Origin of the sequence: Rhodococcus aetherivorans, assembly GCF_011058165.1 — a bacterium.
GTDB lineage: Bacteria > Actinomycetota > Actinomycetes > Mycobacteriales > Mycobacteriaceae > Rhodococcus > Rhodococcus aetherivorans.
Map to the genome: position 1 here is coordinate 1 of NZ_JAALEG010000076.1, position 25,113 is coordinate 25,113.

The following is a 25,113-nucleotide window of genomic DNA, read 5'->3' on the forward strand; positions in this document are numbered from 1 at the left end:
CCGCGGCCCCGCCCGATCCGCTCCCCGGCGCGCACGGCACTGCTCGACGTCGATGCGACCGCGTGGGACACCGCGGCGGACGCGGCCGGCGGCACCCCCAACTCCCTCTTCCTCGCGCTCGCCGCGGGCATCGCCCACCGCGCCGGGCTCGACTGGCCGCTGCGGATCGCGGTGCCCGTCGACGGCCGCACCGCCGCCCCCGGCCTCCCCGACGACGGCGCCGGCAACGGAGTGACGATGACCGAGGTGGTGGTCGACGCGTCCGACACCCCGGCCTCGATCCGCCACCGCGCCCGTGCGGCGTACACCCGCCGCCGGGAGGGGGCGCCGCACGGCCTGCCGGACGAGGTGCTGCAACTGCTGCCCGACCGGCTCGCCGCGCGCCTCGCCGCGGGGGCCGGCGAGCGGGACCTGCTGTGCTCCAACATCGGGCCGCTGCCCCCTGTGCTCGACGGATTCGGCCCGCACCGCACCACCGGCGTCGCCACCCGCGCCGTCCACCCGGGCCTCGCGACCGCCCGGGCCTCGACGTCCACCCGGCTCGCCGCGTACCTGTGCCGGCAGGGCGACCGCTACACCCTGGCCCTCGTCGCGCTCGACGACGAGCACTTCCCCACCCGGGCCGCCCTGCGCGCGGACACCGACGCCGAGCTCGCCGCCCACGGGCTGCACGGCCGGCACTGGTAACCGCGGCACCTATGACTCGGCGTCACGTACAGTTCGAGCATGGCGGCTGAGACCCTTGTCACTGTTCCCGACGGCGCCCTGCGCGGCACCCGCATCGGCGACCTCCTCGCCTGGCGCGGCGTCCCCTACGCGGCACCCCCGGTGGGACCGCTGCGGCTGCGCGCCCCGCAGCCGGTGCAACCGTGGACCGGTGAACGCGATGCCACCCGCTTCGGCGCCGCGGCGAGCCAGCATCCGCGCGGCCTGACGATCGGTTTCCGGAAGCAGCAGCCCGCGAGCGAGGACTGCCTGACGCTCAACGTGCTGGCGCCCGCGGCGCCCGCCGCGACGCCGCGGCCGGTGCTGGTGTTCATCCACGGCGGCGCCTACACGCTGGGCACCACGGCGATGCCGCTCTACGGCGGGGAATCGCTGGTGCGCCGTGGTGACGTCATCTACGTGTCGATCAACTACCGGCTCGGCAGCCTCGGCTATCTCGACTTCACCCAGTTCTCCACGGCGGAAAGGCCTTTCGACTCGAACCTGGGGCTGCGCGACCAGGTCGCCGCGCTGGCATGGGTGCGCCGCAACATCGCCGCCTTCGGCGGGGACCCCGACAACATCACGATCTTCGGCGAATCCGCCGGCGGCAACGCCGTCACCACCCTGCTCGCCACACCCGCCGCCGCGGGACTGTTCGCCCGCGCCATCGCCCAGAGCTCGGCACCGAACCTCGTCGTCGACGCCGACCACGCGACCGAGTGGGCGCGACGTTTCGTCGAACTGCTCGGCGCAGAACGAGATTCCGCGGTCGCGGCGCTCGAGTCCGCGACCCCGGCGGAGCTCGGCCGCGCCGCCCAGCGGCTCAGCGGGCGCATCCTGCACCAGACGCCCGGACTGCACGCGTTCGGTCCCGTCATCGACGGCGACTACCTACCCACCGCCCCGATCGAAGCCTACGAAACCGGTGCCGCACATCGGGTTCCGCTGATCATCGGCACCAACGCGCGGGAGGGCACGCTGTTCCCGCGGGTCCTCGACGCGCTGCCCACCAATCAGCTCCGCATCGAGCAGATGTTCGGGCTCACCGATCCCACGGCCCAGGAGCGCGTCGTCGCGGCCTATCCCGGCTACCCGGAGGCCCGCGCGGCCGTCGATCTCGGCGGCGATCTCACGTTCTGGCATCCCTCGATCGAGATCGCCCAGGCCCACGCCCGCCACGCCCCCACCTACAGCTACCGGTTCGACTACGCGCCGCCGCTGCTGCGCTGGACCGGCTTCCACGCCACCCACGCGTTCGAGCTGCTCGCCGTGTTCGGCCAGGCCGACACCGCGCTCGGCCGGGTGGTCACGGTCGCCGGGGGCCGGCGCGCGCTGCGCACGGTGAGCGACACGGTGCAGCGTCAGTGGCTGCACTTCGCGCAGGAGGGCGAGCCGCTGCCGTCGTGGCCGCGCTACGACGAGCGCGACCGCGCCACCGTCATCTTCGACGACCCGACGCGCGTGGAGTACGACCCGTGGCGGGAGCGGCGGCTGGCCTGGGCCGGGTACCGCGGCTACCGCGGTCTCGCGCTGCCGCAGGCGGGAGCGGTCACTTGACCACGGTCAGCAGGAACACGACGTCCTCGAGCGCGGTGACGCTGTGCCGGACGGTGGGCAGCACCAGGTAGTCGCCGGTTGAGCCCTTCCAGGAGTCGTCGCCGGCGATCAGGGACAGCCGCCCGCCGAGCACCTGCAGCGACCCCTCGCCGGGGCCGTCGTGCTCGGCGAGTTCGTGGCCGGCCAGCAGTGCCACCATCGTCTGCCGCAGATGCTTGGCGTGCCCGCCCAAGATCGTCTGCGAGCTGCGGCCGCTGCTCGATGCCGCCGCCAGCTTCAGTTGCTGTCGCGCCAGAGCCGTGAGGGAAAGCTTGTCCATGGCAGCCCTTCCTGGTCGGGGTACGCCCTCGCAGTATGGCCCACCGGGCGCGCCACCGGTCAGGTTCGCGCGTACCGGACGAAGCGGAACCCGATTCCGTCGCCGGATTTCTGCCGCGCGCCGACGTCCACGGCCGTCCACCCGGGACCGATCCGCGGGGCGAAGGCGTCCGCGCCGACCTCGAGGTCCACCTCCGTGACGAGCAGCCGCGTCGCATGCGGCATGGCCTGCGCGTAGATCTGGCCGCCGCCGATGACGCAGACGTCACCGCCGCCGGCGAGCGCCAGGGCCTCCGGCACGCCGTGGGCCACCTCGGCGCCCGCGTCCGACCAGGCCGGGTCACGGGTGACGACGATGTTGCGCCGGCCGGGCAGCGGCCGGAACCGCGGCGGCAGCGACTCCCACGTCAGCCGGCCCATGATCACCGGTTTACCCGTCGTCGCGGCCCGGAAGTGCGCCATGTCCTCGGGGATGCGCCACGGGATCGCGCCGTCACGGCCGATGCCGCCGTCGCGGTCCTGCGCCCAGATCAGGACGATGTCGCCCGTCTCCGTCATACCGCGACCGGAGCCTTGATCGGCGGGTGGTGCCGGTACCCGGTGATCTGCACGTCCTCGTACTCGTAGTCGAAGATCGACCCGCGCCGGTTCAGCTCCAGGGTGGGATACGGGTAGGGCGCGCGGGAGAGCTGCTCGGTGACCTGCTCGACGTGGTTGTCGTAGATGTGGCAGTCCCCGCCCGTCCACACGAACTCGCCCGGCTCGAGGTCGGTCTGCTGGGCCACCATGTGGGTCAGCAGCGCATAGCTGGCGATGTTGAACGGCACGCCGAGGAACAGGTCGGCGCTGCGCTGGTACAGCTGGCAGCTGAGCTTGCCGTCGGCGACGTGGAACTGGAAGAACGCGTGGCACGGCGCGAGCGCCATCCGGTCGATCTCGCCGACGTTCCACGCGGAGACCACGATGCGCCGCGAGTCGGGGTCGGTGCGGATCGTGTCGATCGCCTTGGTGATCTGATCGATGTGCCCGCCGTCGGGGGCGGGCCAGGAGCGCCACTGCACCCCGTAGACGGGACCGAGCTCGCCGTCGGCGTCGGCCCACTCGTCCCAGATCGTGACGCCGTGCTCCTGCAGCCACTTGACGTTCGAGTCGCCGCGCAGGAACCACAGCAGCTCGTACACGATGGACTTCAGGTGCACCTTCTTGGTGGTGATCAGCGGAAAGCCCTGCGAGAGGTCGAAGCGCATCTGGTGCCCGAACAGGCTGCGCGTCCCGGTGCCCGTGCGGTCGGCCTTGGGCGTGCCGGTGTCGAGCACCAGGCGGAGGAGGTCTTCGTACGGGGTCGGCACGGCAGTCACCACGACAGGCTATCGCCCGTGCGTGGTTGTGGTCGTTGGGGCAGCCCGAAGCACGCACGGGCGATAGCCTGACTCCATGCCCGAGCTGCCCGAGGTGGAGGCCCTGGCGGTGTTCCTGCGCGAGCACGCCGTCGGTGCCGTCGTCGGCCGGATCGACGTGGCGGCGCTCAGTGTCCTGCAGACCGCCGACCCGCCGATCACCGTGCTGCAGGGCCGCGACGTCACCGGCGTGTCCCGCTTCGGGAAGTTCCTGGCCGTCGACTGCGCCGGTCTGTGGCTCGTCACGCACCTGTCGCGGGCGGGGTGGCTGCGCTGGCAGGACAACCCGTCGCCGGCACCGCCGAAGCTGGGCCGGGGGCCGCTCGCGCTGCGGGTACACCTGTTCACCCCCGACGCCGCCACCCCCGCCTTCGACCTCACCGAGGCCGGCACCCGCAAGCGCCTCGCCGTGTGGATCGCCGACCGTCCGCAGCAGGTGCCCGGCATCGCCCGGCTCGGTCCCGACGCCCTGGCCGTCACCGCCGACGAGCTGGCCGCGCGGCTGGCGGGCAGCACCGCACGCCTGAAGACCGCCCTCACCGACCAGCAGGTGCTCGCCGGGATCGGCAACGCCTACTCCGACGAGATCCTGCACGTCGCACGGCTGTCGCCGTTCGCGCCGGCGGGCCGGCTCACCGACGAGCAGCGGCAGGCGCTGTACGACGCGCTGCGCACGGTGCTCCTCGACGCCGTGAGCCGTTCCGTGGGCCAGGATGCCGCGCGGCTCAAGGGTGAGAAGCGGTCCGGGATGCGGGTACACGCCCGCACGGGCCTGCCGTGCCCGGAGTGCGGCGACACCGTCCGCGAGGTCGCCTACGCCGAACGCTCCTTCCAGTACTGCCCCACGTGCCAGACCGGCGGGAAGATCCTCGCGGACCGGCGGCTGTCGCGGCTGGTCAAGTGAGTGGTGTCGTTCGGGACCCGCGCAGATCCGGAAGGACACCACGGCGGTAGCGTGCGGCTGTGACGGTTCTCGACGGTCTCCGCGGGGGTGCCCGCACGCTCGACCCCGGCTACTTCGCGCTCGTGATGGCGACCGGCATCGTGTCGATCGGCATGCACCTGCAGGGCCTGGTCACGGTGTCGGCCGCGTTACTGCTGGTGTCCGTCGCCGCCTACGCCGTCCTGCTGGTGTTGACCGGGTGGCGGCTCGTGCGGTTCCGCGGCGAGGTCCGCGCCGACCTCACCGACGCGAGCCGCGCGTTCGGGTTCTTCACGTTCGTCGCGGGCAGCAACGTGCTGGGGATCCGCCTGACCATGGACGGGTGGCACTCGACGGCGGCGGTCCTGCTCGTCGGCGCGGCCGCGACGTGGCTCGTGCTCGGCTATGTGATTCCCTGGACGGCGGTGCTCGGCACTCGCAGACGCCCGGTGATCGCCAAGGCCAACGGCAGCTGGTTCGTGTGGGTGGTCGCGGCCCAGTCGGTCGCGCTCGCCGCAGCCACCCTCGAGCCGATCTACGACGACCTGCGGCGGCCGCTGTCGCTGGTGGCCGTGTTCGCGTGGTCGGTCGGCCTGTTCCTCTACGCCGCGGCGGGCGTGTTCGTCGCGGCCCGGATGATGCAGTATCCGCTCCGGCCGGTGGACCTCACGCCGTCGTACTGGGTGTCGATGGGCGCCGCGGCGATCACCGTGGTGGCCGGCTCACGCATCGTGGCGATGGAGTCGGCCCCGATGGTCGACGCCACCCGTGGACTCGTCGCCGGGCTGGTGGTGGTGTTCTGGGCGTTCGCGACGTGGCTGCTGCCCGCCCTCGTCGCCGCCGGGTGGTGGCGGCACCGCACCCACCGCATCCGGCTGCGCTACGAGCCGGGCCTGTGGTCGGTGGTCTTCCCGCTCGGGATGTACGGCGTCGCCGGGGTCTACCTCGCCGAGGCCGACGAGTTGCCGTGGGTCGGGGTGGTCGGCAGGACGGAACTGTGGGCGGCCGTGACGGTGTGGGCGGCGGTGTTCGCGGCGATGCTCGTGCACCTGTGGCGCACGGTGCTGCGTCCGCGTCCGGCTACCGTGGGCCGGTGACGACCGAGGACCTCGACGACGATTCCGTGCACGGCGTGCTGCACCACCCGGCCGGTGTCCCGCGCGGCGCGGTGGCGCTGACCCACGGGGCCGGCGGCAACTGCGACGCGGCGATCCTGCGGCAGGTGTGCAACGCCTTCGCCGACGCGGGGTTCCTCGCGTTGCGGTTCGACCTGCCGTTCCGGCGCCGGCGGCCGAAGGGGCCGCCGCAGCCGTCGCGGGCGGCGGAGGACCGGGCCGGGATCGCGGCGGCGGCCGAATCGATGCGGGCCCGCGCGAGCGGCCCGCTGGTACTAGGCGGGGTCTCCTACGGCGGCCGGCAGACATCGATGCTCGCGGCCGAGCAGCCCGACGTCGCGGACGCGCTCGTACTGCTGTCCTACCCGCTGCACCCGCCGGGCAAGCCCGGGAAGGCCCGCACCGAGCACCTGCCGTCCCTGACGGTGCCGACGGTCTTCGCGCACGGCGACCGGGACCCGTTCGGCAGCCTGGACGAGATGCGCGCCGCGCTGACCTTGATTCCGGCGCCCGTCGTGCTGGTCCCGGTGACCGGCGCGGCGCACGACCTCGGCAAGGCGAAGACCGATCCGGCACTGCCGATCGTGCACGCCGTGTCCGGACTGCTCTCGGACACGGCGTCCCGGCCGTGACACCCGGGGCCGCGGGTGTCACGCGTCGGTGGCGTGGGCCCGGCCGGAGGGCGGCGACCGCTGCCCTCCAGCCGGGGCTGGTCTCGTGTAGATCCTCGACGACGGCGGCCGGGGCGGTCCGTCGCATCCTCCACGAGCCGACCCGCCGTTGTGGCCGGTGTCAGGCCGTCGGTTCGGCCCTCCAACCTCCGACGGGACGCCGAAGCCGGGGCTAGAGTCGATCAGGTCGGACGTGGGAGCAGGGGAGGTGGGCGGTGCCTACGTCTCGGTTGCGGACCAATGCGAGGACCCTGCCGATCATCCTGGCCCTGTCCCTCGCCTTCACGATCACGGTCGTCGACCCGCTGGTGCTGAGCCTGAATCTGCCGCAGGTGAGCCGGGCCCTCGACGTGCCACCGCAGGTCGTCGGATTGCTGGGCGGTATGGCGACGCTGGTGATGGCCGCAGCCGTCCTCGCCGCGGGCAACCTTGGCGACGCGTTCGGGCTTCGACGCTTGCTGAGGTCGGGACTGGTCGTCGTCACGGTCGCCAATCTGCTCTCCATGCTCTCGCCCAACTACGCTTTTCTGCTTGCGATGCGCGTGTTGGACGGATTGGGAATGACGGCGCTGCTCGGAGTGCCGCTGGCCCTGCTCAAGACGTCCGTGACGGACAAGCAGCGGCCGACGGCCATCGGCGTTTTCGTGGCCATCGAGATGGTTCTCTGCGGGGTACTCCCGGCGTTGACGGGCTGGGCGGTGGCGGCCGTCGGCTGGCGAGTTGTGTTCCTGGTCGCACCGCTGCTTGCCATGATCTCGCTTCTGCTGACGGCGAGGTACGTCCCGGAGACGCCCGTTCAGCATCGCGCCCGGCTGGACGTGGCCGGCGTCATCCTGGTCGGTATGGCCCTCCTGGCACTCGTCATCGGACTGGCAGCCGCGCAGAACGGCGTCTTCCGGCCCGAGACATGGCTGCCGCTGGCCGTCAGCGTGGTCGCCGCCGTGCTTTTCGTTCGCCACGAACACCGCACCCCCGAACCGGCATTGGACCTGGCTCTGTTCGGAAGCCGGCCCTTCAGCGTGGCTCTGGCGGCGGCCTTCACGCTGAATTTTCTCATGGCAGGGCTCGGCATCGTCCTGGGGCAGTTCGGCAGTGTGGTGCTCGCGCTGTCACCGGAGACCATCGGCCTGTTGTTCCTCCCCGGCACACTGCTGATCGCCGGTTTCGTGGTCTTGTCCGGGAGCCTGGTGGGGAAGTTCTCGCCGAGACCGGTGATGGTCGTCGGCCTCCTGCTCATGGCAGCCGGCGGACTGCTGATGGCGGGCACGGTCAACCCGGCAATGGCGCTGTGGTTGCTCGTGGCGGCCGTATGGCTGTACAACCTGGGCTCCATGGTGACCTCCACATCGGTGTCCGAGACGGTGCTCTCCCAGGCGCCGAGCGGGCAGTCCGGAACGGTGGCTTCCGTGCAGTTGGCCTTCGGGATGACCGGCTATGCGTTCGGGCCCACCGTGTACCTGCTGCTTCTCAACGTATTCTTCCAGCGAGAATGGCTGGCCGACACCGAGGCTCGCGGGCTGACGGCGACTCAGGGCGAGCAGGCCGTGGATGCCGCGCGTAGCGCGGTGGCGCAGAGCCCCGGCGGCGCCGGGTACGACCCGAACTTGCTTCGGCAGGTGGGCGGTCTCGATCTCGGAGCGGACTTGGCCGACGCGGTGCGACTCACCATGCTGACTGTCAGCGCCCTGCCGATCGCTGTGGCGGTGGCGGCCTTTGTGCTCATGTCCCGCCGCAAGAGGCCGATCAGGACGGTACGCAGGTGACCACCAGCACGTCCCTACGTGCCGGCTTGCCGCGGTCGACCGCTCGGATCGGCGAAACACCGTGCCGGGTGCAACGGTCGTCGCCCAGAAGGAAGGTGCCGGGTTCGCGCAGGGTCGTCGTCAGAAGTCGATCGCCCTCCGGGCCGAACACCGAACTTTCGCCGCCGACGGCATTGTCGACGCCGATCAACAGGGAACTGACCAGCGTGACACCGTCGCGGTGCACGCCCTCGGGCGTGGGCCGGCCCTCGTCATCCGCCGTTGCGACCACGCGGAACGGATGCACCCAGACCGTCCATTCGGGAGCTTCGTCGAGGACCGGCGCGATCCGGCCCACCAGCTTCACCGTGCGCTCGAACAGCGGATCTTCGAGGAACGCGGCTGTCAGCGGTTCGAAATGGCGGTCTCGTGCGAGGTAGAGAGCGTTGGAGTCGTCAGGCTGTACGAATTCACGGTGCGCCGTCGGCGCCAGCGCGCCGTCGGCCGCCCGGTACCGGAACCGGCCGTAGCGCCGCAGCCGGTGAACGCCCTGTTCTGCCGCGTACGGGTCGGGCGCAAGCTCCTCCCAATGCGCGGAGAACCGAACCCACGCATCGGCGTCGGCACCGATGGATCGCCACAGGTCTGCCGCCGACATCAAGAACGTGCCCACGGAGGCGAGTGCTCGCCGGGCGGCTTCGACCGGATCCGTGCCGGCCTCCGTACCTCCCGCGGCTTCTTCCCTCATCTGCTCAGAGGTAGCAAGGACGGTCCCGACGCGCAACCATCGCCGGTGCAGACGGATGAACGCAGCTGCCCACCGAAAAGGCGCCGAACGAAATCCATTGGGTCGAAGAGCGCGAACGCCACCGTCGGCACGGCGAGTTGCCCCGAAGCGGCCTCCGCCCGCCCGACGCGGCAGGCCCCGGTCAGGGAGTCTGCCGCGCCCGGCGTAACCGGTCGAGATCGTCCTGCACCCGTGCGCTCACGGCCACCGGATACGGCGCTCCCGCCTCGTCGAGGGAACGAAGCGCCGGCGGAAGAGCGTCGATCTGCTGCCGTGCACGCCGTCGCGCCGCGTCGAGTCCGGCGTCGTACTGCGACAGCCGCCGCCCGCCCCGCATCACGGGCACCAGCAGCGGCTCACCCGGGAGGTTCTCGTCGGGCCGGCCGATGATGTCGCCTGCGAAGACGCCGTCGTCGACCCGGCGGTACACCTGCTTGCGCCCGGGAGGGAGGACCTTGCCGCTCGACAGCTTCGTCCGCCCGACGCCGGCGTACTCGACGAGCTTGTACGCCATGTCGAGCGTGGGCGCGTCCTGGGCGACGGAGAGCTGGGTGCCCACCCCGAAGCCGTCGATGGGACAGCCGTCGGCCAGCAGTGCCGCCACGCTGTACTCGTCGAGGCCCGACGAGGCGAAGATCCGGACGTCGTGCAGACCCGCCGCGTCGAGCCGGGCGCGCGCCGCCTTCGACAGCGCCCCGAGATCCCCGGAATCCAGCCGGACCGCCCGCACGTCGAACCGGTCGCCCAGTCGCTCCGCCAGTTCGACGACCAGGTCGACGCCGCGGAGTGTGTCGTAGGTGTCGACGAGCAACGTCGTGCCGGGGTTGAGCCGGGCGAACGCCTCGAAGGCGTCGAACTCGTCGTCGAACGCCTGGACGAAGCTGTGGGCCATCGTGCCGAACGCGGGTATTCCGTATTCCTTGGCCGCGCGCAGGTTGGAGGTTCCCGCCGCACCCGCGAGGTAGCTGGTCCGGGCGACCTCGAGGGCGGCGTCGGTGCCGTGGGCCCGGCGCGCCCCGAAATCCACCACCAGCCGCCCGCGGGCGGCCTCGACCACCCGCGCGGCCTTGCTCGCGAGGACACACTGCAGGTGGATCCGGTTCAGAACGAAGGTCTCGACGAGCTGCGCCTCCAGGATCGGCGCGACGACCTGGACGATCGGCTCGTTCGGAAAGACGACGGTGCCCTCCGGCACGGCCCACACGTCGCCGGTGAAACGCACCCCGGCGAGCCGCTCGAGGAACTCGTCGGAGAACAGGCCGAGGCCGCGCAGGTACTGCAGGTCGTCCTCCTCGAACCGGAACGCCTCGAGGAAATCGAGCACGTCGGGCAGGCCGGCGGCCAGCACATAGGACCGCCCCGGCGGAAGCTTGCGGAAGAACGTCTCGAACACGGCCGTGTCCGACATTCCCAGAGCCAGATAGGCCTGCGCCATCGTGACCTCGTACAGGTCGGTGAACAGCGCGGCACCGCGCGGCGGAACTCCCATGGCAGCCGTCACCCGTCTCCGTCGAACCCGGCCCGTCCGGGCCCGTTCTCCATATGCGGATTCTCACACGCCGGCGACGGGCTGCGGCCGTGTTGCCCCCTTTTGCCGCGGTGCACGGACCGGCACGCAGGGCCGCGCGAGGAGTGCACCTATGCTGACGGGTGTGAGCGCTCCCGGTGACAACGGCACGATCGACGACACCGCCGACATCGACGGACTGCTCGCCGAGATCCGTGAACGGCTCACCGACACCGTTACCACCCCGGCGAGCATGCAGAGCCTGCTCGAGGCGGTGCTCGTCGTCGGGTCGGGCCTCGAACTCGACTCCATGCTGCAGCGCATCGTCTCCGCGGCCGTCGCGCTGCTCGGCGCCCGCTACGGTGCGCTCGGCGTGCGGGCGCCCGACGGCAGGCTGTCGGAGTTCGTGTACGTCGGCATCGACCCGGCCGAGCGCAGCCGCATGGGGCACCTGCCCGAGGGCCGGGGCCTGCTCGGCCTGCTCATCAACGACCCGCGGCCGGTGCGGATCGCGGACCTGTCGGAGCATCCCGCCTCGATCGGCTTCCCACCCGGCCACCCACCGATGAAGAGCTTCCTCGGCACGCCGATCATGGTGCGCGGCAGGGTTTTCGGGAGCATCTATCTCACCGAGAAGATCGACGGTCCCGCCTTCACCGAAGAGGACGAGGTGATCCTGAAGGTCCTCGCCACCTCCGCGGGCGTCGCGATCGACAACGCCCGCCTGTTCGAGGGGTCCCTCACCCGCGAACGCTGGCTCGAGGCGGTGGCCGCGATCAACTCACGGTTGCTGGTGGGCGGTTCCGTCGACGAGACCCTGGCGCTCCTGGTCGACCGGGTCCGGGCCCTCGCCCACACCGTGGGCACCTACGTCCTGCTGGTCGACGGCACCGAGGGGACCGTCCGGGCCGCCGCCGCGCCCGGCCCGCCGGCGACGGGCTCGCGTCTCGACCTCACCGATTCTCCTGTGCTGCAGGCGATCCGCACCAGGCGCACACTGATCACCGACAACCTCGAGGGGCTTCCGGCAGCCGGCGCGGGCCGCGCCGCGATCCTGCCGCTGTCCGCCACGTCGGGGGTCACCGGCGTACTGATCGCCACCCGGTCGGCCCGTTCCGATGCGTGGGACGACGCGGAGGTCACGCGCCTTAAGTCCATGGCCGACCTGGTCACGGTGGCACTCGAATTCGCGGCGCAACAACGCAAGAAGCGGCTGCTCGACGTGCTCGCCGACCGGGACCGGATCGCACAGGATCTGCACGACAACGTGATCCAGCGCCTCTTCGCCACCGGGATGAGCCTGCAGAGCACCCTGGTGCCCGGCACCGATCCGGACCGGGTCGCGGACATCGTCCAACACGCCGTCGAGCAGCTCGACCGTACGGTCCGCGAGATCCGCACCACCATCTTCGATCTGCATACCACCGGCGCCGCGGCGTCGACCAGCCTGCGGCGGCGGCTGCTGGATGTGGTCGGCGACCTGACCACTCAGTCCCCCGTGGCGCCGAACGTCCAATTCGCCGGCGCCATCGACACTCTCGTACCCGCACGCATCCATCCACACGCCGAGGCGGTGCTGCGGGAGGGACTGAGCAACGCGCTGCGCCACTCGCAGTCGGAGAAGATCTCCGTATCCGTCACCGCGGGCGACGAGTTCACGATCGAGATCGTCGACGACGGCATCGGGCTGCCGGACACCCCGCGCCGCAGCGGCCTCGCGAACCTCGAGCGGCGCGCCCAGCAGTGCGGCGGCCGCTGCAGCACCGGACCCGGCGACAGGGGCGGGACGCGCGTGCTGTGGCAGGTCCCCCTGTGACCCGGGGTCCCCGTCAGACCTCGCGCTGCTTGCGCAGCTCGGTGGCGAGCACCGCGGCCTGCGTGCGGCGCTGCATCCCGAGCTTGGCCAGCAGCCGCGAGACGTAGTTCTTGATCGTCTTCTCCGCCAGGAACAGCCGCTCGGCGATCTCGCGGTTGGTCAGGCCCTCCCCGATCAGCTCGAACACGGCCCGCTCCTGCTCCGACAGCTCGGCGAGCGGGTCCGCCGTGCGGGACGCGCGGATGCGTTCCATGAGCGCGGCCGTCGCCCGGCTGTCGAGCAGCGAGCCGCCGGCCGCGACGGTCCGGATCGCCGAGACCAGGTCGGTGCCGAGGATCTGCTTGAGGACGAATCCGGACGCGCCCGCCATGATCGCGTCGAACAGGGCCTCGTCGTCGGCGTAGGAGGTGAGCATGAGCGCGCGCAGCTCCGGCATGCGGGCCCGCAGCTCGCGGCACAGTTCGACGCCGTTGCCGTCGGGCAGGCGCACGTCGAGCACCGCGACTTCGGCTCCGCTGCCCGGGATGCGGGCCAGCGCCTCACCGACCGACGCGGCCTCCCCGACAACCGTGAAGTCGGGCACGCTGTCGAGCAGGTCGACCAACCCGCGCCGCACGATCTCATGGTCGTCGACGAGAAATACCCGAGGCATCGTCCCTCACCTTTCCTGACACCGGCATTGCGGTGACCATCGTCTCAGCTCGCTCGCGCGCCGCCGACCCCGGGCCGTTCGACGGCAGTTTCGGGACCTTCGGCACATGCGCCCGGTGCAGCCCGCGGGCGATGCTCGGACAGTCATCCTCGATGAGCCGTGCGAGGTGACCGACCAGGACGAGGAGGCTGCGATGTCCACGGTGCCCGACACCTGGTCCACGAGCGACACCGAGGTGATCGCGCGTGCCGTGATCGAGGCCCCCTCGATCCACGACACTCAGCCGTGGAACCTGCGCCTCCCGGCCCGCACGGCCGAACTCGAGGAGCGGGTCGAGTTCGCCGCCCCCGGCCAGGACCCCCTGCGCCCGGATCGGCTGATCTCGTGCGGAGCCGCCGTCGCCAACCTCGAACTCGGCATCCGGGTGCTCGGCTGGAGCACCCGGACCCTGCTGCTGCCCGAGCCGGAGCGGCCCGAGCTGATCGCACGGATCGAGGCAGCGGCGCCGGCCACTCCTTCGAGCACCGACCTGGGGTTCTTCGCCGCCATCTCGCACCGGCGCAGCCACCGCGAGTCGTTCGCCCGGATCCCGGTGCCGGCGACCACCATCGCCGACGTGATGGCCGCCGCCGACCTACCCGGGGTCGAGGTTCGCCTGCTGGCGTCGGACGAGGCCCCGGCGCTCGCCGACATGCTCACCTACTCGGCCGACGCGATGCGCCGCAATCCGTACTACCAGCGCGAGATGTTCCGGTGGACGTCGCACTGGCACCCCGAGGGCAACGCCGAGGTGGTGACCGACTGGGGCGCCGATCTCGACGCCGGCGGACCCGCCGGGCGCGCGCTGATCACCACCGGTGTGCCGGACACCGCCGAACTCGCGGCGGCCATCGACCGGGAGACCGTGCTGGTGTTCTCGGTGCACTCCGGCGATCCGATCGACCTGGTCCGGGTGGGCATCGCGTCCGAGCGGGCGTGGCTGGCGGCGGTCGACGCCCGGTTGTCGGCGTCCGTACTCACCTATCCACTGCGCGTGGAGGATTCGGCTGACCGGCTCGCCGAGCGGATGGACATCGACGGCCTGCCGCAACTGATCATGCGCATCGGGTTCTGACCCGACCGAACCGACCGCCGGGCGCCGCAGGGGGGCGCCCGGGGTCCCACCAGAGAGGGAATACATCACTGTGACCAGGGAACTCACGGATCTCGAACTGCTCCGAGAGCTCGAGCCGATCGCCGAGGACAACGTCCACCGCCACCTGGCGATGGCGAAGGACTGGCATCCGCACGACTACGTTCCGTGGGACGCGGGCCGCAACTTCGCCGCCCTCGGCGGCATCGACTGGGACCCCGACCAGTCCGCGCTGTCCGAAACCGCGCAGGCAGCGATGATCACCAATCTGCTCACCGAGGACAACCTGCCCTCCTACCACCGCGAGATCGCCGAACACTTCAGCCTCGACGGCGCCTGGGGCACGTGGGTGGGCCGCTGGACGGCCGAGGAGAACAAGCACTCCGTCGTCATGCGGGACTACCTGGTGGTCACCCGCGGTGTGGACCCCGTCGCGCTCGAGAACGCACGCATGGCGCACATGACCACCGGATTCGACCCGGGCTCGACGTCGATGCTCGAGTCCGTGTCGTACGTGACCTTCCAGGAACTGGCGACCCGGGTCTCGCACCGCAACACCGGTAAGGCCTGCGGGGATCCGATCGCGGACCGCATGCTCGCCCGCGTCGCCGCGGACGAGAACCTGCACATGATGTTCTATCGCAACATCGTCGAGGGCGCCCTCGACATCGCCCCCGACCAGGCGCTCGCCGCGATCATGAGCGTGCTGACCCGCTTTCGGATGCCGGGCGCGTCGATGGCGAACTTCCGGCGCAACGCCGTGCTGATCGCCAAGGGCGGCATCTACGACCTGCGGCAGCATCTCGACGACGTGGTGCTGCCGGTGCTCCGCAAGTGGCGCGTGTTCGACCGCACCGACTTCGGCGGCCGCGGCGAACAGCTGCGCGAGGACCTCGACGCCTTCCTCACCGACCTGCAGACGAAGGCCGAGCGGTTCGAGGAGGCCCGGGACCGGGCGCTGGCCCGTCAGGCCCGGCGCGACGAACACGCAGGGGCGAGCGCATGACCAGCGTGCGCGAGCCCGGATCCCGGGAGGACCGCGACACCGGGTCGGCAGAGCTGTTCGGCTCGGTGCTCGACATGGCCCGCGCCGCGAAACGCGGCGACGTGTCCGGATGGCTCACCGTCAAGAGCGGCACGCACCGCCCGGAGGACGTCGCCTTCCTCAGTTCGCAGATGCTCGGCGTGCTGATCGAGAACGACGCCGTCCGTCGCGGGGTGCATCCCGCCGACGTGTGGAGCGAGCTGCGCCGGCGCGGCCTCGACGACTTCGGCTGACCACGCGGCGACCCGGAACCACCCGGCGACGATGCCCGGCACCCGCTCAGGGTGCCGGGCATCGAGCGTCCGGGTACGTTCCCGGCGGTCGCGCGCTGCGGCGCTTCCCGCGCGCGTAGGGACGCGCGCGGGAAGCACCCTGCCGCGCCACCACATGCGGCGAAGGCCGCGACGGGACGGCTACTTCTCGCCGTCCGGCCGGACGATCAGCACGGGGCAGTCGGCCGTCTGCATCAGCGCGTTGCTGGTCGATCCGAGCAGCAGGCCCTTGAAGCCGCCGCGGCCGCGGGAGCCCACGACGATCAGCTGGGCGCGTTCGGCGTACTCGCTCAGCACCCGCACCGGCCGGTCCCGCGCGACGACGCGCTCGACGACGACGTCCGGGTAACGCTCCTGGAACCCGGCGAGGTTCTCGGCGAGCACGACCTCCTCCCCCGTCTGGATCCTGCTCCACTGCGGATCCTCGGGCACCGCGCCCAGGGACGGCTGCACGCTCACGTCGCTCCACACGTTCACCGCGACGAGCGTCGCCTTGCGGGCGGCCGCCTCGGCGAACGCCACCTCGACGGCGCGCACGGAGGCCTCGGAACCGTCGACGCCGACCACGACCGGGCCGTCGGAGGGCGGTGCCCCGTCGAGGGTGCGGCCGCGCACGATCGCGACCGGGCAGTGGGCGTGCGAGGCGAGACCGAGGGTGACGGAGCCGACGAGCAGCCCCTTCACCTCCCCGAGCCCGCGCGAGCCGAGCACGATGGTGTCGGCCCGGTTCGAGAGGTCGACGAGGGTGGGGACGACCTTGCCCTCGATCTGCTCCGTGGTGATCTCGACCGGGCCCTGCTCGTCGGCGATGCGCTTGGCGAGCACCTTGGCACTGTCGAGCCGCGCCCGCGCCGTCTCCTTCATCTCCTCGTGGAAGCTCTCCGCGAGGTAGGGCTCGGAGTAGTAGAACGCGGGGATGTGCACGACGGTGACGATGTGCAGCGGCAGCGCGCGGGCCGCGGCAGCGCGGGCCGCCCAGATCACCGCGGTCGCCGCCGCGTCGGATCCGTCGACCGCGACGACGATCGGTTGGGTTTCGGTCATGAATTCCCCTCTGTCGGCGGGCCGGTGGGCCCGGGTTCTCACATCGGCGCGGGTGTCAGTTGCAGATCTCCCGCAGCTGTTCGATCAGTCGGACCCGGCCGGCGGTGTTCTCCGCGATCGGGTTGACGTTGAGGGTGGTGACGCCGGCTTCGGCGAACGCGGCGACGCGTTCCCGGACGTAACTCTCGGGCCCGATGAGCGAGACCGCCCGCACCAGGTCGTCGGGCACCGCGGCGGCGGCCTCCTCCTTCCGGCCTGCGAGGTACAGGTCCTGGATGGTCTCCGCCTCCTTCGCGTACCCGTAGCGGACGGCGAGGTCGTTGTAGAAGTTCTTGCCCTTCGCCCCCATGCCGCCGATGTACAGCGCGAGGTGCGGGCGTACGAAGTCGAGCAGGAAGTCGACGTCGTCGCCGATCGCGAGCGCCGCGCCGACGTAGACCTGCAGGTCCCCGAGCGCGGGATCGCGCTTGGCCTTGCCGCGCGCGAGGGACTCGCCCCACACGTCGGCGGCCTTCTCGGGATAGAAGAAGATCGGTTCCCAGCCCTCGGCGATCTCGGCGGTCATCTCGACGTTCTTGGGGCCGATCGCGGCGATCAGGACGGGGATGCGTTCGCGCACCGGGTGATTGATCAGCTTGAGCGGCTTGCCGAGTCCGGTGCCCTTCTCCGGCGGCAGCGGGATCTGGTAGTACTTGCCCTGGTACTCGACCTTCTCCCGGCGCCACACCTGGCGGCAGATATCGACGAGTTCACGGGTCCGGCCGAGCGGCGCGTCGTATTTGACGCCGTGGAATCCCTCGATGACCTGCGGGCCGGACGCACCGATGCCCAGGACGAAGCGGCCGTCGGAGACGTAGTCGAGACCTGCGGCGGTCATCGCCGTCAGGCTCGGCGTGCGGGTGTAGATCTGGAAGATGCCCGAGGCCAGCTCGAGTCGTTCGGTCTTGGCCGCGAGGTAGCCGAGCTGGCTGACCGCGTCGAACGAGTACGCCTCCGGTACGAAGACGATGTCGAGGCCGGCCCGTTCGAGATCGGCCACCTCCGCCGCCGTCTCGGCGAATCCGCCGCTGTAGTTCAATCCCATCCCGATGCGCATCCGCATACCCCGTGATTCGTTGGTGCGTGGTCCTGCCGGGCACGCTCGTACCCGTGTGCCAGGTACCCTACCGCCGGGGTGTGGCGCGACCTTCAGGACTCGTCGGGGCGCACCACCATGACGGGGCACTGCGCGTCGCGGATCAGCGAGTTGCTGGTGGAGCCGAGCAGCATGCCGGTGAAGCCGCCGCGGCCGCGGCTGCCGAGCACCAGCAGCTGCGCCTTCTCCGACCAGGCCAGCAGGTGGGCGCGCGGCCCGTCGACGTACACCTCGCGACGCACGTTCACGTCGGGGTAGCGGTCGTGGAACCCGGCGAGGCGCTCGGCGAGCAGGGCCTGCTCGGATTCCGCGAACGCGTTCGGGTCGATCGAAACCTCCACGGCCTCGTCGAAGGTGCCCCGCCGCATGTCGCTCCACACGTGCACCGCGACGAGGTCGACGCCGCGCAGGCCGGCCTCCTCGAACGCCGCGCGGACGGCCTTCTCGCTGAGGGGGCTGCCGTCGACCCCGACGACGACGGGCCGGGTGTCGGGCAGGGTCTCCGGAGCCTTGCCGCGGACGACGACGACCGGGCAGCGACCGTGGCTGGCGACGGACACCGGGGTGGAGCCGAGCAGTGCCTCGCCCACCCGGCCGGTGCCGGAGGAGCCGAGCACGAGCATCCGCGCGCGGGCGGACAGGTCGATGAGCCAGCGCGCGCTGCCGGTGGCGGCGAGCCGGGTGGTGATCTCGAGTGCCGGCGCGACGGTGCGGGCGACCTCCTCGGCGCGCTGCAGCAGCGTCTTGCCCTCGTCCTCGACCCATTCGAAGACCTGTGCGGTCTGGATGAACGGCGCCCCGCTGTAGCCGCTGGGGGCGAAGTCGAGAGCGTGCACGATGTGCAGCGGCAGCCCGCGGTCGGCGGCCGTCGCGGCGGCCCACCGGACGGCGTCGTCGGAGGCCGGGGATCCGTCGATCCCGACCACCACGGTGTTCGAGCGCACCGCCTCGTCGTGCGTGGGCTCGTGGTGCGCCTTGCTGCCTGGGAACTTCACGTCGGTCACCGCTCTCGTCGCAGGGATCGTCCTCGGGGTCGAGGTTAATCCGCTCCCCTGGGGGCAGGAATGGTCTTTGGTCCCTCTCCGGGAAGTCCGGAGCCACTGGCCCGGTAGCGGGGATGCGGCCACAATCGTAGGCAGAGGAGGCGCATCATGTCCGGTGGACCGATCCGCATGGCGGGGCCCGCGGCCCACAAGGTCCGCGCGGCGGACGTGATGAGCACGCCGGTGCTGGCCGTGACGGTCGACGCCACCCTGGAGCGGGCCGGGGAGGTGCTGGCCCGCAACGGCTTCACCACCCTCCCGGTGGTCGACGAGCACGGCCGGCTCTGCGGCCTGATCACCGAGGAGGCGCTGGCGGGGGCGCATCTGGCGCGCCTGTCGATGTACGCCGACCTGCCGCTCGTCACCGCGATCCGCCGGCCGCTGACGGTGCGGGCGGTGGCGTTGCCGCCGGTGGCCCTCGATGCGGACGCCGAGCTGTTCGACATCGCGCGGGCGATGCTGCAGATGCGGCTGCGGTCCGTGCCGGTGGTGCGCGACGGCAGGCCGATCGGAATCGTCAGCTGGCGCAATATCCTTCCCGTGCTCGAACGCTGACGCACCGAAGCGATCTACGTCACATTAAATTGTCATTTCAGATACCAATTATCTAGTCTCAGGTCATGCAACTCACCCAGTTCACCGATCTCGGACTGAGAGTTGTCATGTACCTGGCGGCCGCCGCGCCCGACAGCTCCCCCAGCACCAAGCGCGTCGCCGAGCAGCTGCAGCTGTCGTACGCACACACCACCAAGGTGGTCGCACGATTGAGCGAACTCGGCGTCGTCACGACCCGCCGCGGCCGCGGCGGCGGACTGACCATCACCGAGCTCGGCCGGGGCGCGTCCGTCGGATGGCTCACCCGGCAACTCGAAGGCGACGGCGAGGTCGTCGCCTGCGAGGGCGACAAACCGTGCCCGCTGCGGGAAGGATGCAGCCTCCGCGGCGCACTGCGCCGAGCCCAGGAGTCCTTCTACGCGGCGCTCGACTCCGTCACCGTCGCCGATCTCACCCGGGCCCCCACCCGCACCGTCCTGCTCGATCTCACCCGCCCCGCCGTCTGACCGCACGGTTCCACAGCCCGGAACCGGCCCAGCCCTACCCGAAACGGAGTTCACGATGCCGCTCTCAGCCGAGTCCAAGGAAGTTGTCCGCGCCACCCTCCCCGCCGTGGGTGCCGCCATCGGCGACATCACCCCGCTGTTCTACAAGAAGATGTTCGCCGCGCACCCCGAACTCGAGCGCGACCTGTTCAACCGCGGCAACCAGAAGCAGGGCGAACAGCAGAAGGCCCTGGCCGGCTCCATCGCCGCCTTCGCGACCCTGCAGCTCGATCCCGACCCGGCCCGGGTCGAGGCGATCCTGTCCCGCATCGCGCACAAGCACGCCTCCCTCGGCATCAAGCCCGACGAGTACTGGATCGTCCACAAGCACCTGTTCGAGGCGATCGTGGAGGTCCTCGGCGAGGCCGTCACCCCCGAGGTCGCCGCGGCCTGGGACGAGCTGTACTGGCTGATGGCCAACACGCTCATCAAGCTCGAGGACGACCTGTACAAGGCCGCGGGCGTCGCGCCGGGCGACGTGTGGCGCACCGTCCGGGTCGCCGAGCGCCGGCACCAGTCCGCCGACACCGTCTCGTTCGTCCTGACCTCGCTCGACGGCGCTCCGCTGCCCGCTTTCCGTCCGGGACAGTACCTTTCGGTGGGCGTGAAGCTGCCCGACGGGGCCCGTCAGATCCGCCAGTACAGCCTGACCAACGCGCCGGCCCAGGGCGACTGGCGCATCACCGTCAAGCGGATCGTGGCGACCACCACCCCCGACGGCACCGTCGCGCCGGCCGGTGAAGTGTCGAACTTCCTGTACGACAACGTCTTCGAGGGTGACGAGCTGCAGGTCACCACCCCGTTCGGCGACCTGGTGCTGCCCGACGACGGCGCCCCGCTGCTGCTGGCCTCCGCCGGCATCGGCTGCACCCCGATGATCGGCATGCTCGCGCACCTCGCGGAAACCGGTGACGAGCGCAAGGTTTCGGTGCTGCACGCCGACCGCTCCGTCGCCAACCACGCGCACCGGCACGAGCTGGCCACCCTCGTCGAGCGCATCCCGTCCGCCGAGGTGCACCGGTGGTACGAGGACCTCGGCGCCCGCGAGCCGCTCGAGACCGTGCGCGTGGGCCGGGCCGACGTGTCGGACCTGCCGCTCGACCCGAACACCAAGGCGTACCTGTGCGGTCCGCTGCCGTTCATGCTCTCGCTGCGCGAGGCCCTCATCGAGCGCAACGTGCCCGCCGAGAACATCCACTACGAGGTGTTCGGTCCCGACAGCTGGGCCCCGAACGCCTGAGTCGCCTCCGACCGTGCCCCGGCCCCCGCGGCCGGGGCACGGTCGTCTCCACGATCCGGCGCTAGGCTCGCTCGCATGGACGATGCTCCGGCCCCCGCCGGCGCGGGCCGCACCCGCCGGGCCGGCCGGATCGGACTGCTCGTGCTGCTCCTCGTCGGGCTCGCGGCCACGCTGCGGACCCCGGCGGCACCCGCACCGGCCGACGCTCCCCCCACCGCGTTCAGCGCCGTCCGCGCGACGACCCACGTCGAGGCGGTGGCCGCGCGGCCGCGCACCCCGGGTTCGGCCGGCCATGCCGAGGCCCGGGAGTACCTGGTCCGCATCCTCGACGACCTCGGCTGGTCCGTCCGCGTCGACGACGGCGTCGGCTGGTCGGCCACCGCCGTGCAGGGCACCCAGCGGGGCGGCCGGGTCGCGAACGTCGTCGCCACCCTGCCCGGCACCGACCCCACCGGCACCGTCGTGCTCGCCGCGCACTACGACACCGTCGCCGGCTCCCCCGGCGCGGGCGACGACGGGATCGGGATCGCCACGGTGCTCGAGGCGGCCCGCGCCCTGACCGCCGGCCCCCGTCCCCGGAACGACGTCACGGTGCTCGTGACCGACGGCGAGGAACGCGGCCTGCTCGGCGCCGAGGAGTACACGCGGCGGCAACCGGCCGACGCGAGGCCGACGGTGGTGCTCAACCACGAGGCCCGCGGCAACGGCGGGATCCCCGTCACCTTCCGGATCTCCTCCCCCAACGCGGGTCTCGTGGGTGTGCTGTCCGGCGTGCCCGGCACGACCGCGGACTCGTTCACCCAGACGGCGTTCGAGTTGCTGCCCAACGACACCGACTTCCGCCGCCTCACCGAGGCCGGCATGCACGCCGCGGACACCGCGATCGCCGGCGGCGGCGCCTACTATCACAGTCCCCTCGACACCCCGGACCGGCTCGACACCGCGTCGCTGCAGCGCATGGGAGAAACCACCCTTGCTGCGGCACAGCGGTTCTCGTCCGCCGACCTGGCAGAGCTCGGCTCGGGGGGCGACGACGTCGTCGTCACGCTGCCCTGGGGGCCGGTGCACTACCCGCGCCCGCTCGAGATCGCCCTGACCGCGCTGCTCGCCGCCGTCACCGGCGCCCTCGCGGCCCGGCGGATCCGGGACGGTGCCGCCTCGGCGGGCCGTCTCGCGGCGTCGGGCGGGATCTCGATCGCCGTGGCGGCCGCGGCGGCGGGCGCGGCGTTCGTTCCGTGGTGGCTCGCGCTGCGGATCGCTCCCGGTCAGGCCTCGGCGGTCCTGCGCGAGCCGTACCTGCCGGTGCCCTATCAGGTCGCCGCGGCGGCCGCGGCCGTCGCCGTCCTGCTCGCGGCGTATCCGCCGGTGCGCCGCCGCGTCGGCCCTGCCGCGTTCGCGACGGGCGCGCTGCTCGCCGTGACGGTCACCGCCCTGGCCGCGCTGCCCTTCCTCGGCGTCGCGACCGTCCTGGTGCTGCCGGCGCTGCCCGCGGCGATCGCCGCGCTCGTCGTGGACCTGCTGCCCACCGATCGGCGCGGGTGGCGGACGCCGGTGACGCTGGCCGGGACAGTTCCGGCGGTCGTGGTGCTCGTGCCCGCCGCGGTGGCGTCGTTCGACGCCGGTCTGCTCACCGGAGCGCCGCTCGCGGGGGTGTTCGTCGCGGTGCTGTTCGCGCTGGCGCTGCCGCTCGTCGACGCCGCCGGCGCGCCGTCGCAGCTGCGGCTCGCCGCGATCGCCGCCGCGGGGGTCGTGCTCGTGGCCGCGCCGGTCGGCGGCTGGGTCAACCGCGACGGCGCCACCCCGCCGCGGCAGGAACAACTGCTCTACGCGCTGAACGCGGACACCGGTGCCGCCGTGTGGGCGTCGCCGCGCGCACCCGCCTCGGCCTGGAGCCGCGCCCTGCTGCCCGAGGAGCCGGCCACGCTGCCGGACGCGTTCCCGTGGCGCAGCGAGACCAGGTTCGCCCACGGGCCCGCGCCGGTCGCGCCGCTGCCCGCGCCCGGGCTCGCCGTCGTCGCGGACGTCACCGACGGCGACGAACGGACGCTGACCCTGCGGCTGACGTCGCCGCGCGGGGCGCCGACGATCGGGCTGTGGGTGGACGGGACGTCCGCGGCGGTGCGGGAGGCGGTGGTGGCCGGGCGGAGCGCCGCGCCGGCCGCGTCGTTCGGGTTCCTGTTCTCCGGGACCCCGGCCGAGGGCATCGAGGTGCGGCTGACCGTCGCCCCGCGCGACGGCGCGGTGGTACTGCACGTCGCCGACGTCACCGACGACCTCACCGTCGTCCCGGGATACACCGCTCCGGAGAACCGGGCCGTGGTCACCCCCGCGGTCACGGTGACCCGCACCGTCCGGTTGTGATCATGCCGTGCCGAGCGGCCACTCGTGAACGGGCTTGCCGCCCAGCATGTTCCGGATGTAGTCACGCATCATTCCGTGCAGGGCGGTGCGCCGGTCGGCGCCGGCGTCCTCCCGTTCGACGACCTGCGCCCGCTGCCACGCCGCCCCGGTCTGCCGGTTCAGGCACCGGCCTTCGATGATGCCCAGGTACCGGTCCCGCGCCTGCTGCGACAGTCCGAAGGCGGTCAGGCCCGCGTCCGCCATCGGCAGCAGCCGGCGCAGCACGAGTTCGTCGGCGCCCACCCAGCCCAGGCCGGGCCAGTACAGCCGCGCGTCGAGGCCGTACTTGGCCCCGATCCCGAGGTTCTCGCGGGCCGCGTCGAAGCTCATGAACCGGCACAGCGGCACGTCGGCGTCGACGAGGGCGCGCAGCGCCCCGTAGTAGAACGCGGCGTTGGCCATGATGTCGAGCACCGTCGGGCCCGCCGGCAGCACCCGGTTCTCGAGCCGCAGGTGCGGGTGCTCGTCGGCGACGTCGTAGACGGGCCGGTTCCAGCGGTAGATGGTGCCGTTGTGCATCTGCAGCTCGCGCAGCTGCGGAGTCCGGCCGGCATCGAACTCGGCGATCGGATCGACGTCGGACACCTCGGGCAGCAGCGCCGGGAAGTACCGCGAGTTCTCCTCGAACAGGTCGGTCACCGAGTCGATCCAGCGCTCGCCGAACCACACCCGCGGCCGCACCCCCTGATTCTTCAGCTCCTGGGTGCGAGTGTCGGTGGCCTGCGCGAACAGCGGGATCCGGCTCTCGTGCCACAGCGCCTTGCCGGCGAGGAACGGGGAGTTCGCGGCGAGCGCCACCTGCACCCCGGCCAGGCACTGAGCGGCGTTCCAGTGGTCGGCGAAGTCCTCCGGGGCCACCCGCAGGTGCAGTTGCAGCGACGTGCAGGCCGCCTCCGGCACGACCGAGTTGGCGTCGGCCCGCAGCTGTTCGGCGTCGTCGCGGCCGGGGAGGGGCACGCCGTCGAGATCGAGCTCGATGTCCTCCCCGCGTGCGGCGAAGATCTGCTCGTTGAGGGCCTCGTAGCGCGGGTTGGCGGTGATGCGCTCCCGGTCGAGGTGGGCGAGCTCGAGCGTGGGCAGCATGCCGATCATGACGAGCTGGGCGTCCTGCCGGTGCATCCGCGTGTCGGCGCGGCGCAGCGACTCGCGCAGGGTGTTCTCGATGTCGAGGGTGGCGTCACCGGCGAACGGCCCGGGGTCGACGTTCATCTCGACGTTGAACTGGCCCAGCTCGGTCTGGAACACGGCGTGATCGTCGATCGCCTGCAGGACCTCGAGGTTGCACATGGCCGGTTCCATGTCGTCCTGGACGAGGTTGAACTCGATCTCCATGCCGAGCAGCGGCTCCGGCCGTTCGCGCGCGTCGGTGAAGGCGCCGTCGCGCAGCATCCGGTCCAGGGCGGCGAGGCAGGCCTGCACCTTGGTGCGGAACTCGCGCCGGTCGGCGCGGGTGAAGGAGCGAGCCTTGATCTGCGTGCCCATGGAGCCGTGTCCCTCTCCCCCGCTAGGT

Annotated in this window: 23 protein-coding genes and 1 pseudogene; 14 read left to right on the forward strand and 10 right to left on the reverse strand. The window is 71.8% G+C overall.

Going from position 1 to position 25,113, the window contains the following annotated elements; genetic code table 11:
- Positions 1-687, forward strand: a pseudogene (locus G6039_RS23260) (hypothetical protein); the annotation flags it as partial.
- Between the two features lie 39 nt (positions 688-726).
- Positions 727-2,265 carry a carboxylesterase/lipase family protein gene (locus tag G6039_RS23265; RefSeq protein ID WP_029541963.1) on the forward strand — a complete coding sequence of 513 codons (1,539 nt, stop codon included), beginning with the start codon at positions 727-729 and terminating at the stop codon, positions 2,263-2,265.
- Here G6039_RS23265 and G6039_RS23270 read toward each other — a convergent pair.
- Genes G6039_RS23270 through G6039_RS23280 form a run of 3 tightly spaced genes read right to left on the reverse strand, consistent with a single transcriptional unit; the run spans position 2,258 to position 3,932 of the window.
- Complete coding sequence (locus G6039_RS23270) at positions 2,258-2,584, reverse strand: cupin domain-containing protein (RefSeq protein WP_006933250.1); 327 nt, start codon at positions 2,582-2,584, stop codon at positions 2,258-2,260. The two genes, G6039_RS23265 and G6039_RS23270, sit on opposite strands and share 8 nt — an antisense overlap.
- Before the next feature lie 59 nt (positions 2,585-2,643).
- The gene (locus tag G6039_RS23275; protein ID WP_006933252.1) at positions 2,644-3,141 is read right to left on the reverse strand and encodes a dihydrofolate reductase; all 498 of its coding nucleotides are present in this window, start codon (positions 3,139-3,141) and stop codon (positions 2,644-2,646) included.
- Positions 3,138-3,932 carry a thymidylate synthase gene (locus G6039_RS23280; RefSeq protein WP_006933254.1) on the reverse strand — a complete coding sequence of 265 codons (795 nt, stop codon included), beginning with the start codon at positions 3,930-3,932 and terminating at the stop codon, positions 3,138-3,140. Before G6039_RS23280 ends, G6039_RS23275 begins: the two co-directional genes overlap by 4 nt.
- 85 nt (positions 3,933-4,017) lie before the next feature.
- Between G6039_RS23280 and G6039_RS23285 the strand changes: the two genes are divergently transcribed.
- The 4 genes from G6039_RS23285 to G6039_RS23300 all read left to right on the forward strand — a co-directional run bounded on the left by G6039_RS23285 (position 4,018) and on the right by G6039_RS23300 (position 8,451).
- Positions 4,018-4,884: an Fpg/Nei family DNA glycosylase gene (locus G6039_RS23285; protein WP_029541959.1), complete on the forward strand. Its 867-nt coding sequence runs from the start codon at positions 4,018-4,020 to the stop codon at positions 4,882-4,884.
- A gap of 59 nt (positions 4,885-4,943) precedes the next feature.
- Positions 4,944-5,999 (forward strand): tellurite resistance/C4-dicarboxylate transporter family protein, encoded by a 1,056-nt coding sequence (locus tag G6039_RS23290; protein WP_006933256.1) that lies wholly within the window; start codon positions 4,944-4,946, stop codon positions 5,997-5,999.
- Positions 5,954-6,649 (forward strand): alpha/beta hydrolase family protein, encoded by a 696-nt coding sequence (locus G6039_RS23295; RefSeq protein WP_043797712.1) that lies wholly within the window; start codon positions 5,954-5,956, stop codon positions 6,647-6,649. Before G6039_RS23290 ends, G6039_RS23295 begins: the two co-directional genes overlap by 46 nt.
- Before the next feature lie 269 nt (positions 6,650-6,918).
- Positions 6,919-8,451, forward strand: coding sequence for an MFS transporter (locus G6039_RS23300; protein WP_029541955.1), 1,533 nt, complete (start codon positions 6,919-6,921; stop codon positions 8,449-8,451).
- Here G6039_RS23300 and G6039_RS23305 read toward each other — a convergent pair.
- A complete protein-coding gene (locus G6039_RS23305; protein ID WP_043797715.1) occupies positions 8,432-9,178 on the reverse strand; it encodes a 2OG-Fe dioxygenase family protein in 747 nt (248 codons plus the stop codon). The genes G6039_RS23300 and G6039_RS23305 overlap by 20 nt on opposite strands.
- Positions 9,179-9,359: 181 nt before the next feature.
- Positions 9,360-10,706: a nicotinate phosphoribosyltransferase gene (locus tag G6039_RS23310; protein ID WP_043797717.1), complete on the reverse strand. Its 1,347-nt coding sequence runs from the start codon at positions 10,704-10,706 to the stop codon at positions 9,360-9,362.
- A gap of 151 nt (positions 10,707-10,857) precedes the next feature.
- Here G6039_RS23310 and G6039_RS23315 point away from each other — a divergent pair, with 151 nt between their 5' ends.
- Complete coding sequence (locus G6039_RS23315; protein ID WP_051445996.1) at positions 10,858-12,540, forward strand: sensor histidine kinase; 1,683 nt, start codon at positions 10,858-10,860, stop codon at positions 12,538-12,540.
- A gap of 13 nt (positions 12,541-12,553) precedes the next feature.
- Here the strand turns inward: G6039_RS23315 and G6039_RS23320 are convergent, their stop codons facing one another.
- Positions 12,554-13,192, reverse strand: a complete 639-nt coding sequence (locus tag G6039_RS23320; RefSeq protein ID WP_029541947.1) for a response regulator — start codon at positions 13,190-13,192, stop codon at positions 12,554-12,556.
- Positions 13,193-13,385: 193 nt separating this feature from the next.
- Between G6039_RS23320 and G6039_RS23325 the strand changes: the two genes are divergently transcribed.
- The 3 genes from G6039_RS23325 (at position 13,386) to G6039_RS23335 (ending at position 15,602) form a co-directional block, all read left to right on the forward strand.
- Complete coding sequence (locus tag G6039_RS23325; protein WP_029541945.1) at positions 13,386-14,306, forward strand: nitroreductase family protein; 921 nt, start codon at positions 13,386-13,388, stop codon at positions 14,304-14,306.
- Positions 14,307-14,376: 70 nt separating this feature from the next.
- On the forward strand, positions 14,377-15,330 hold the full coding sequence (locus tag G6039_RS23330; protein WP_043797719.1) for an acyl-ACP desaturase: 954 nt from the start codon (positions 14,377-14,379) through the stop codon (positions 15,328-15,330).
- The gene (locus tag G6039_RS23335) at positions 15,327-15,602 is read left to right on the forward strand and encodes a hypothetical protein (RefSeq protein WP_006933270.1); all 276 of its coding nucleotides are present in this window, start codon (positions 15,327-15,329) and stop codon (positions 15,600-15,602) included. The genes G6039_RS23330 and G6039_RS23335 overlap by 4 nt, the downstream gene beginning before the upstream one ends.
- Positions 15,603-15,782: 180 nt before the next feature.
- Here G6039_RS23335 and G6039_RS23340 read toward each other — a convergent pair whose 3' ends face one another.
- The 3 genes from G6039_RS23340 to G6039_RS23350 form a co-directional block, all read right to left on the reverse strand.
- Positions 15,783-16,685, reverse strand: coding sequence for a universal stress protein (locus G6039_RS23340; protein WP_006933272.1), 903 nt, complete (start codon positions 16,683-16,685; stop codon positions 15,783-15,785).
- Positions 16,686-16,740: 55 nt separating this feature from the next.
- Complete coding sequence (locus tag G6039_RS23345; RefSeq protein ID WP_029541944.1) at positions 16,741-17,781, reverse strand: LLM class F420-dependent oxidoreductase; 1,041 nt, start codon at positions 17,779-17,781, stop codon at positions 16,741-16,743.
- 92 nt (positions 17,782-17,873) lie between these two features.
- The gene (locus G6039_RS23350; RefSeq protein ID WP_029541943.1) at positions 17,874-18,824 is read right to left on the reverse strand and encodes a universal stress protein; all 951 of its coding nucleotides are present in this window, start codon (positions 18,822-18,824) and stop codon (positions 17,874-17,876) included.
- A gap of 147 nt (positions 18,825-18,971) precedes the next feature.
- Between G6039_RS23350 and G6039_RS23355 the strand changes: the two genes are divergently transcribed.
- The 4 genes from G6039_RS23355 (at position 18,972) to G6039_RS23370 (ending at position 23,564) form a co-directional block, all read left to right on the forward strand.
- Complete coding sequence (locus G6039_RS23355) at positions 18,972-19,418, forward strand: CBS domain-containing protein (RefSeq protein ID WP_006933276.1); 447 nt, start codon at positions 18,972-18,974, stop codon at positions 19,416-19,418.
- Between the two features lie 65 nt (positions 19,419-19,483).
- The gene (locus tag G6039_RS23360) at positions 19,484-19,924 is read left to right on the forward strand and encodes an RrF2 family transcriptional regulator (protein ID WP_006933279.1); all 441 of its coding nucleotides are present in this window, start codon (positions 19,484-19,486) and stop codon (positions 19,922-19,924) included.
- Between the two features lie 55 nt (positions 19,925-19,979).
- Positions 19,980-21,203, forward strand: a complete 1,224-nt coding sequence (locus tag G6039_RS23365; protein WP_006933281.1) for a globin domain-containing protein — start codon at positions 19,980-19,982, stop codon at positions 21,201-21,203.
- Between the two features lie 75 nt (positions 21,204-21,278).
- The gene (locus tag G6039_RS23370; protein ID WP_043797721.1) at positions 21,279-23,564 is read left to right on the forward strand and encodes a M28 family peptidase; all 2,286 of its coding nucleotides are present in this window, start codon (positions 21,279-21,281) and stop codon (positions 23,562-23,564) included.
- Here G6039_RS23370 and G6039_RS23375 read toward each other — a convergent pair whose 3' ends face one another.
- Positions 23,565-25,085 carry a glutamate-cysteine ligase family protein gene (locus G6039_RS23375; RefSeq protein WP_043797723.1) on the reverse strand — a complete coding sequence of 507 codons (1,521 nt, stop codon included), beginning with the start codon at positions 25,083-25,085 and terminating at the stop codon, positions 23,565-23,567.
- Positions 25,086-25,113: the final 28 nt, after the last annotated feature.

What these genes read in the sequence shown, in the direction of transcription:
- G6039_RS23355 (WP_006933276.1), top strand. Translation starts at nt 18,972, where the DNA reads ATGTCCGGTGGACCGATCCGCATGGCGGGGCCCGCGGCCCACAAGGTC.
- G6039_RS23265 (WP_029541963.1), top strand. Translation starts at nt 727, where the DNA reads ATGGCGGCTGAGACCCTTGTCACTGTTCCCGACGGCGCCCTGCGCGGC.
- G6039_RS23275 (WP_006933252.1), bottom strand. Translation starts at nt 3,141, where the DNA reads ATGACGGAGACGGGCGACATCGTCCTGATCTGGGCGCAGGACCGCGAC.
- G6039_RS23320 (WP_029541947.1), bottom strand. Translation starts at nt 13,192, where the DNA reads ATGCCTCGGGTATTTCTCGTCGACGACCATGAGATCGTGCGGCGCGGG.
- G6039_RS23310 (WP_043797717.1), bottom strand. Translation starts at nt 10,706, where the DNA reads ATGGGAGTTCCGCCGCGCGGTGCCGCGCTGTTCACCGACCTGTACGAG.
- G6039_RS23365 (WP_006933281.1), top strand. Translation starts at nt 19,980, where the DNA reads ATGCCGCTCTCAGCCGAGTCCAAGGAAGTTGTCCGCGCCACCCTCCCC.
- G6039_RS23325 (WP_029541945.1), top strand. Translation starts at nt 13,386, where the DNA reads ATGTCCACGGTGCCCGACACCTGGTCCACGAGCGACACCGAGGTGATC.
- G6039_RS23375 (WP_043797723.1), bottom strand. Translation starts at nt 25,085, where the DNA reads ATGGGCACGCAGATCAAGGCTCGCTCCTTCACCCGCGCCGACCGGCGC.
- G6039_RS23360 (WP_006933279.1), top strand. Translation starts at nt 19,484, where the DNA reads ATGCAACTCACCCAGTTCACCGATCTCGGACTGAGAGTTGTCATGTAC.
- G6039_RS23345 (WP_029541944.1), bottom strand. Translation starts at nt 17,781, where the DNA reads ATGCGCATCGGGATGGGATTGAACTACAGCGGCGGATTCGCCGAGACG.
- G6039_RS23305 (WP_043797715.1), bottom strand. Translation starts at nt 9,178, where the DNA reads ATGAGGGAAGAAGCCGCGGGAGGTACGGAGGCCGGCACGGATCCGGTC.
- G6039_RS23340 (WP_006933272.1), bottom strand. Translation starts at nt 16,685, where the DNA reads ATGACCGAAACCCAACCGATCGTCGTCGCGGTCGACGGATCCGACGCG.
- G6039_RS23285 (WP_029541959.1), top strand. Translation starts at nt 4,018, where the DNA reads ATGCCCGAGCTGCCCGAGGTGGAGGCCCTGGCGGTGTTCCTGCGCGAG.
- G6039_RS23335 (WP_006933270.1), top strand. Translation starts at nt 15,327, where the DNA reads ATGACCAGCGTGCGCGAGCCCGGATCCCGGGAGGACCGCGACACCGGG.
- G6039_RS23315 (WP_051445996.1), top strand. Translation starts at nt 10,858, where the DNA reads ATGCTGACGGGTGTGAGCGCTCCCGGTGACAACGGCACGATCGACGAC.
- G6039_RS23270 (WP_006933250.1), bottom strand. Translation starts at nt 2,584, where the DNA reads ATGGACAAGCTTTCCCTCACGGCTCTGGCGCGACAGCAACTGAAGCTG.
- G6039_RS23370 (WP_043797721.1), top strand. Translation starts at nt 21,279, where the DNA reads ATGGACGATGCTCCGGCCCCCGCCGGCGCGGGCCGCACCCGCCGGGCC.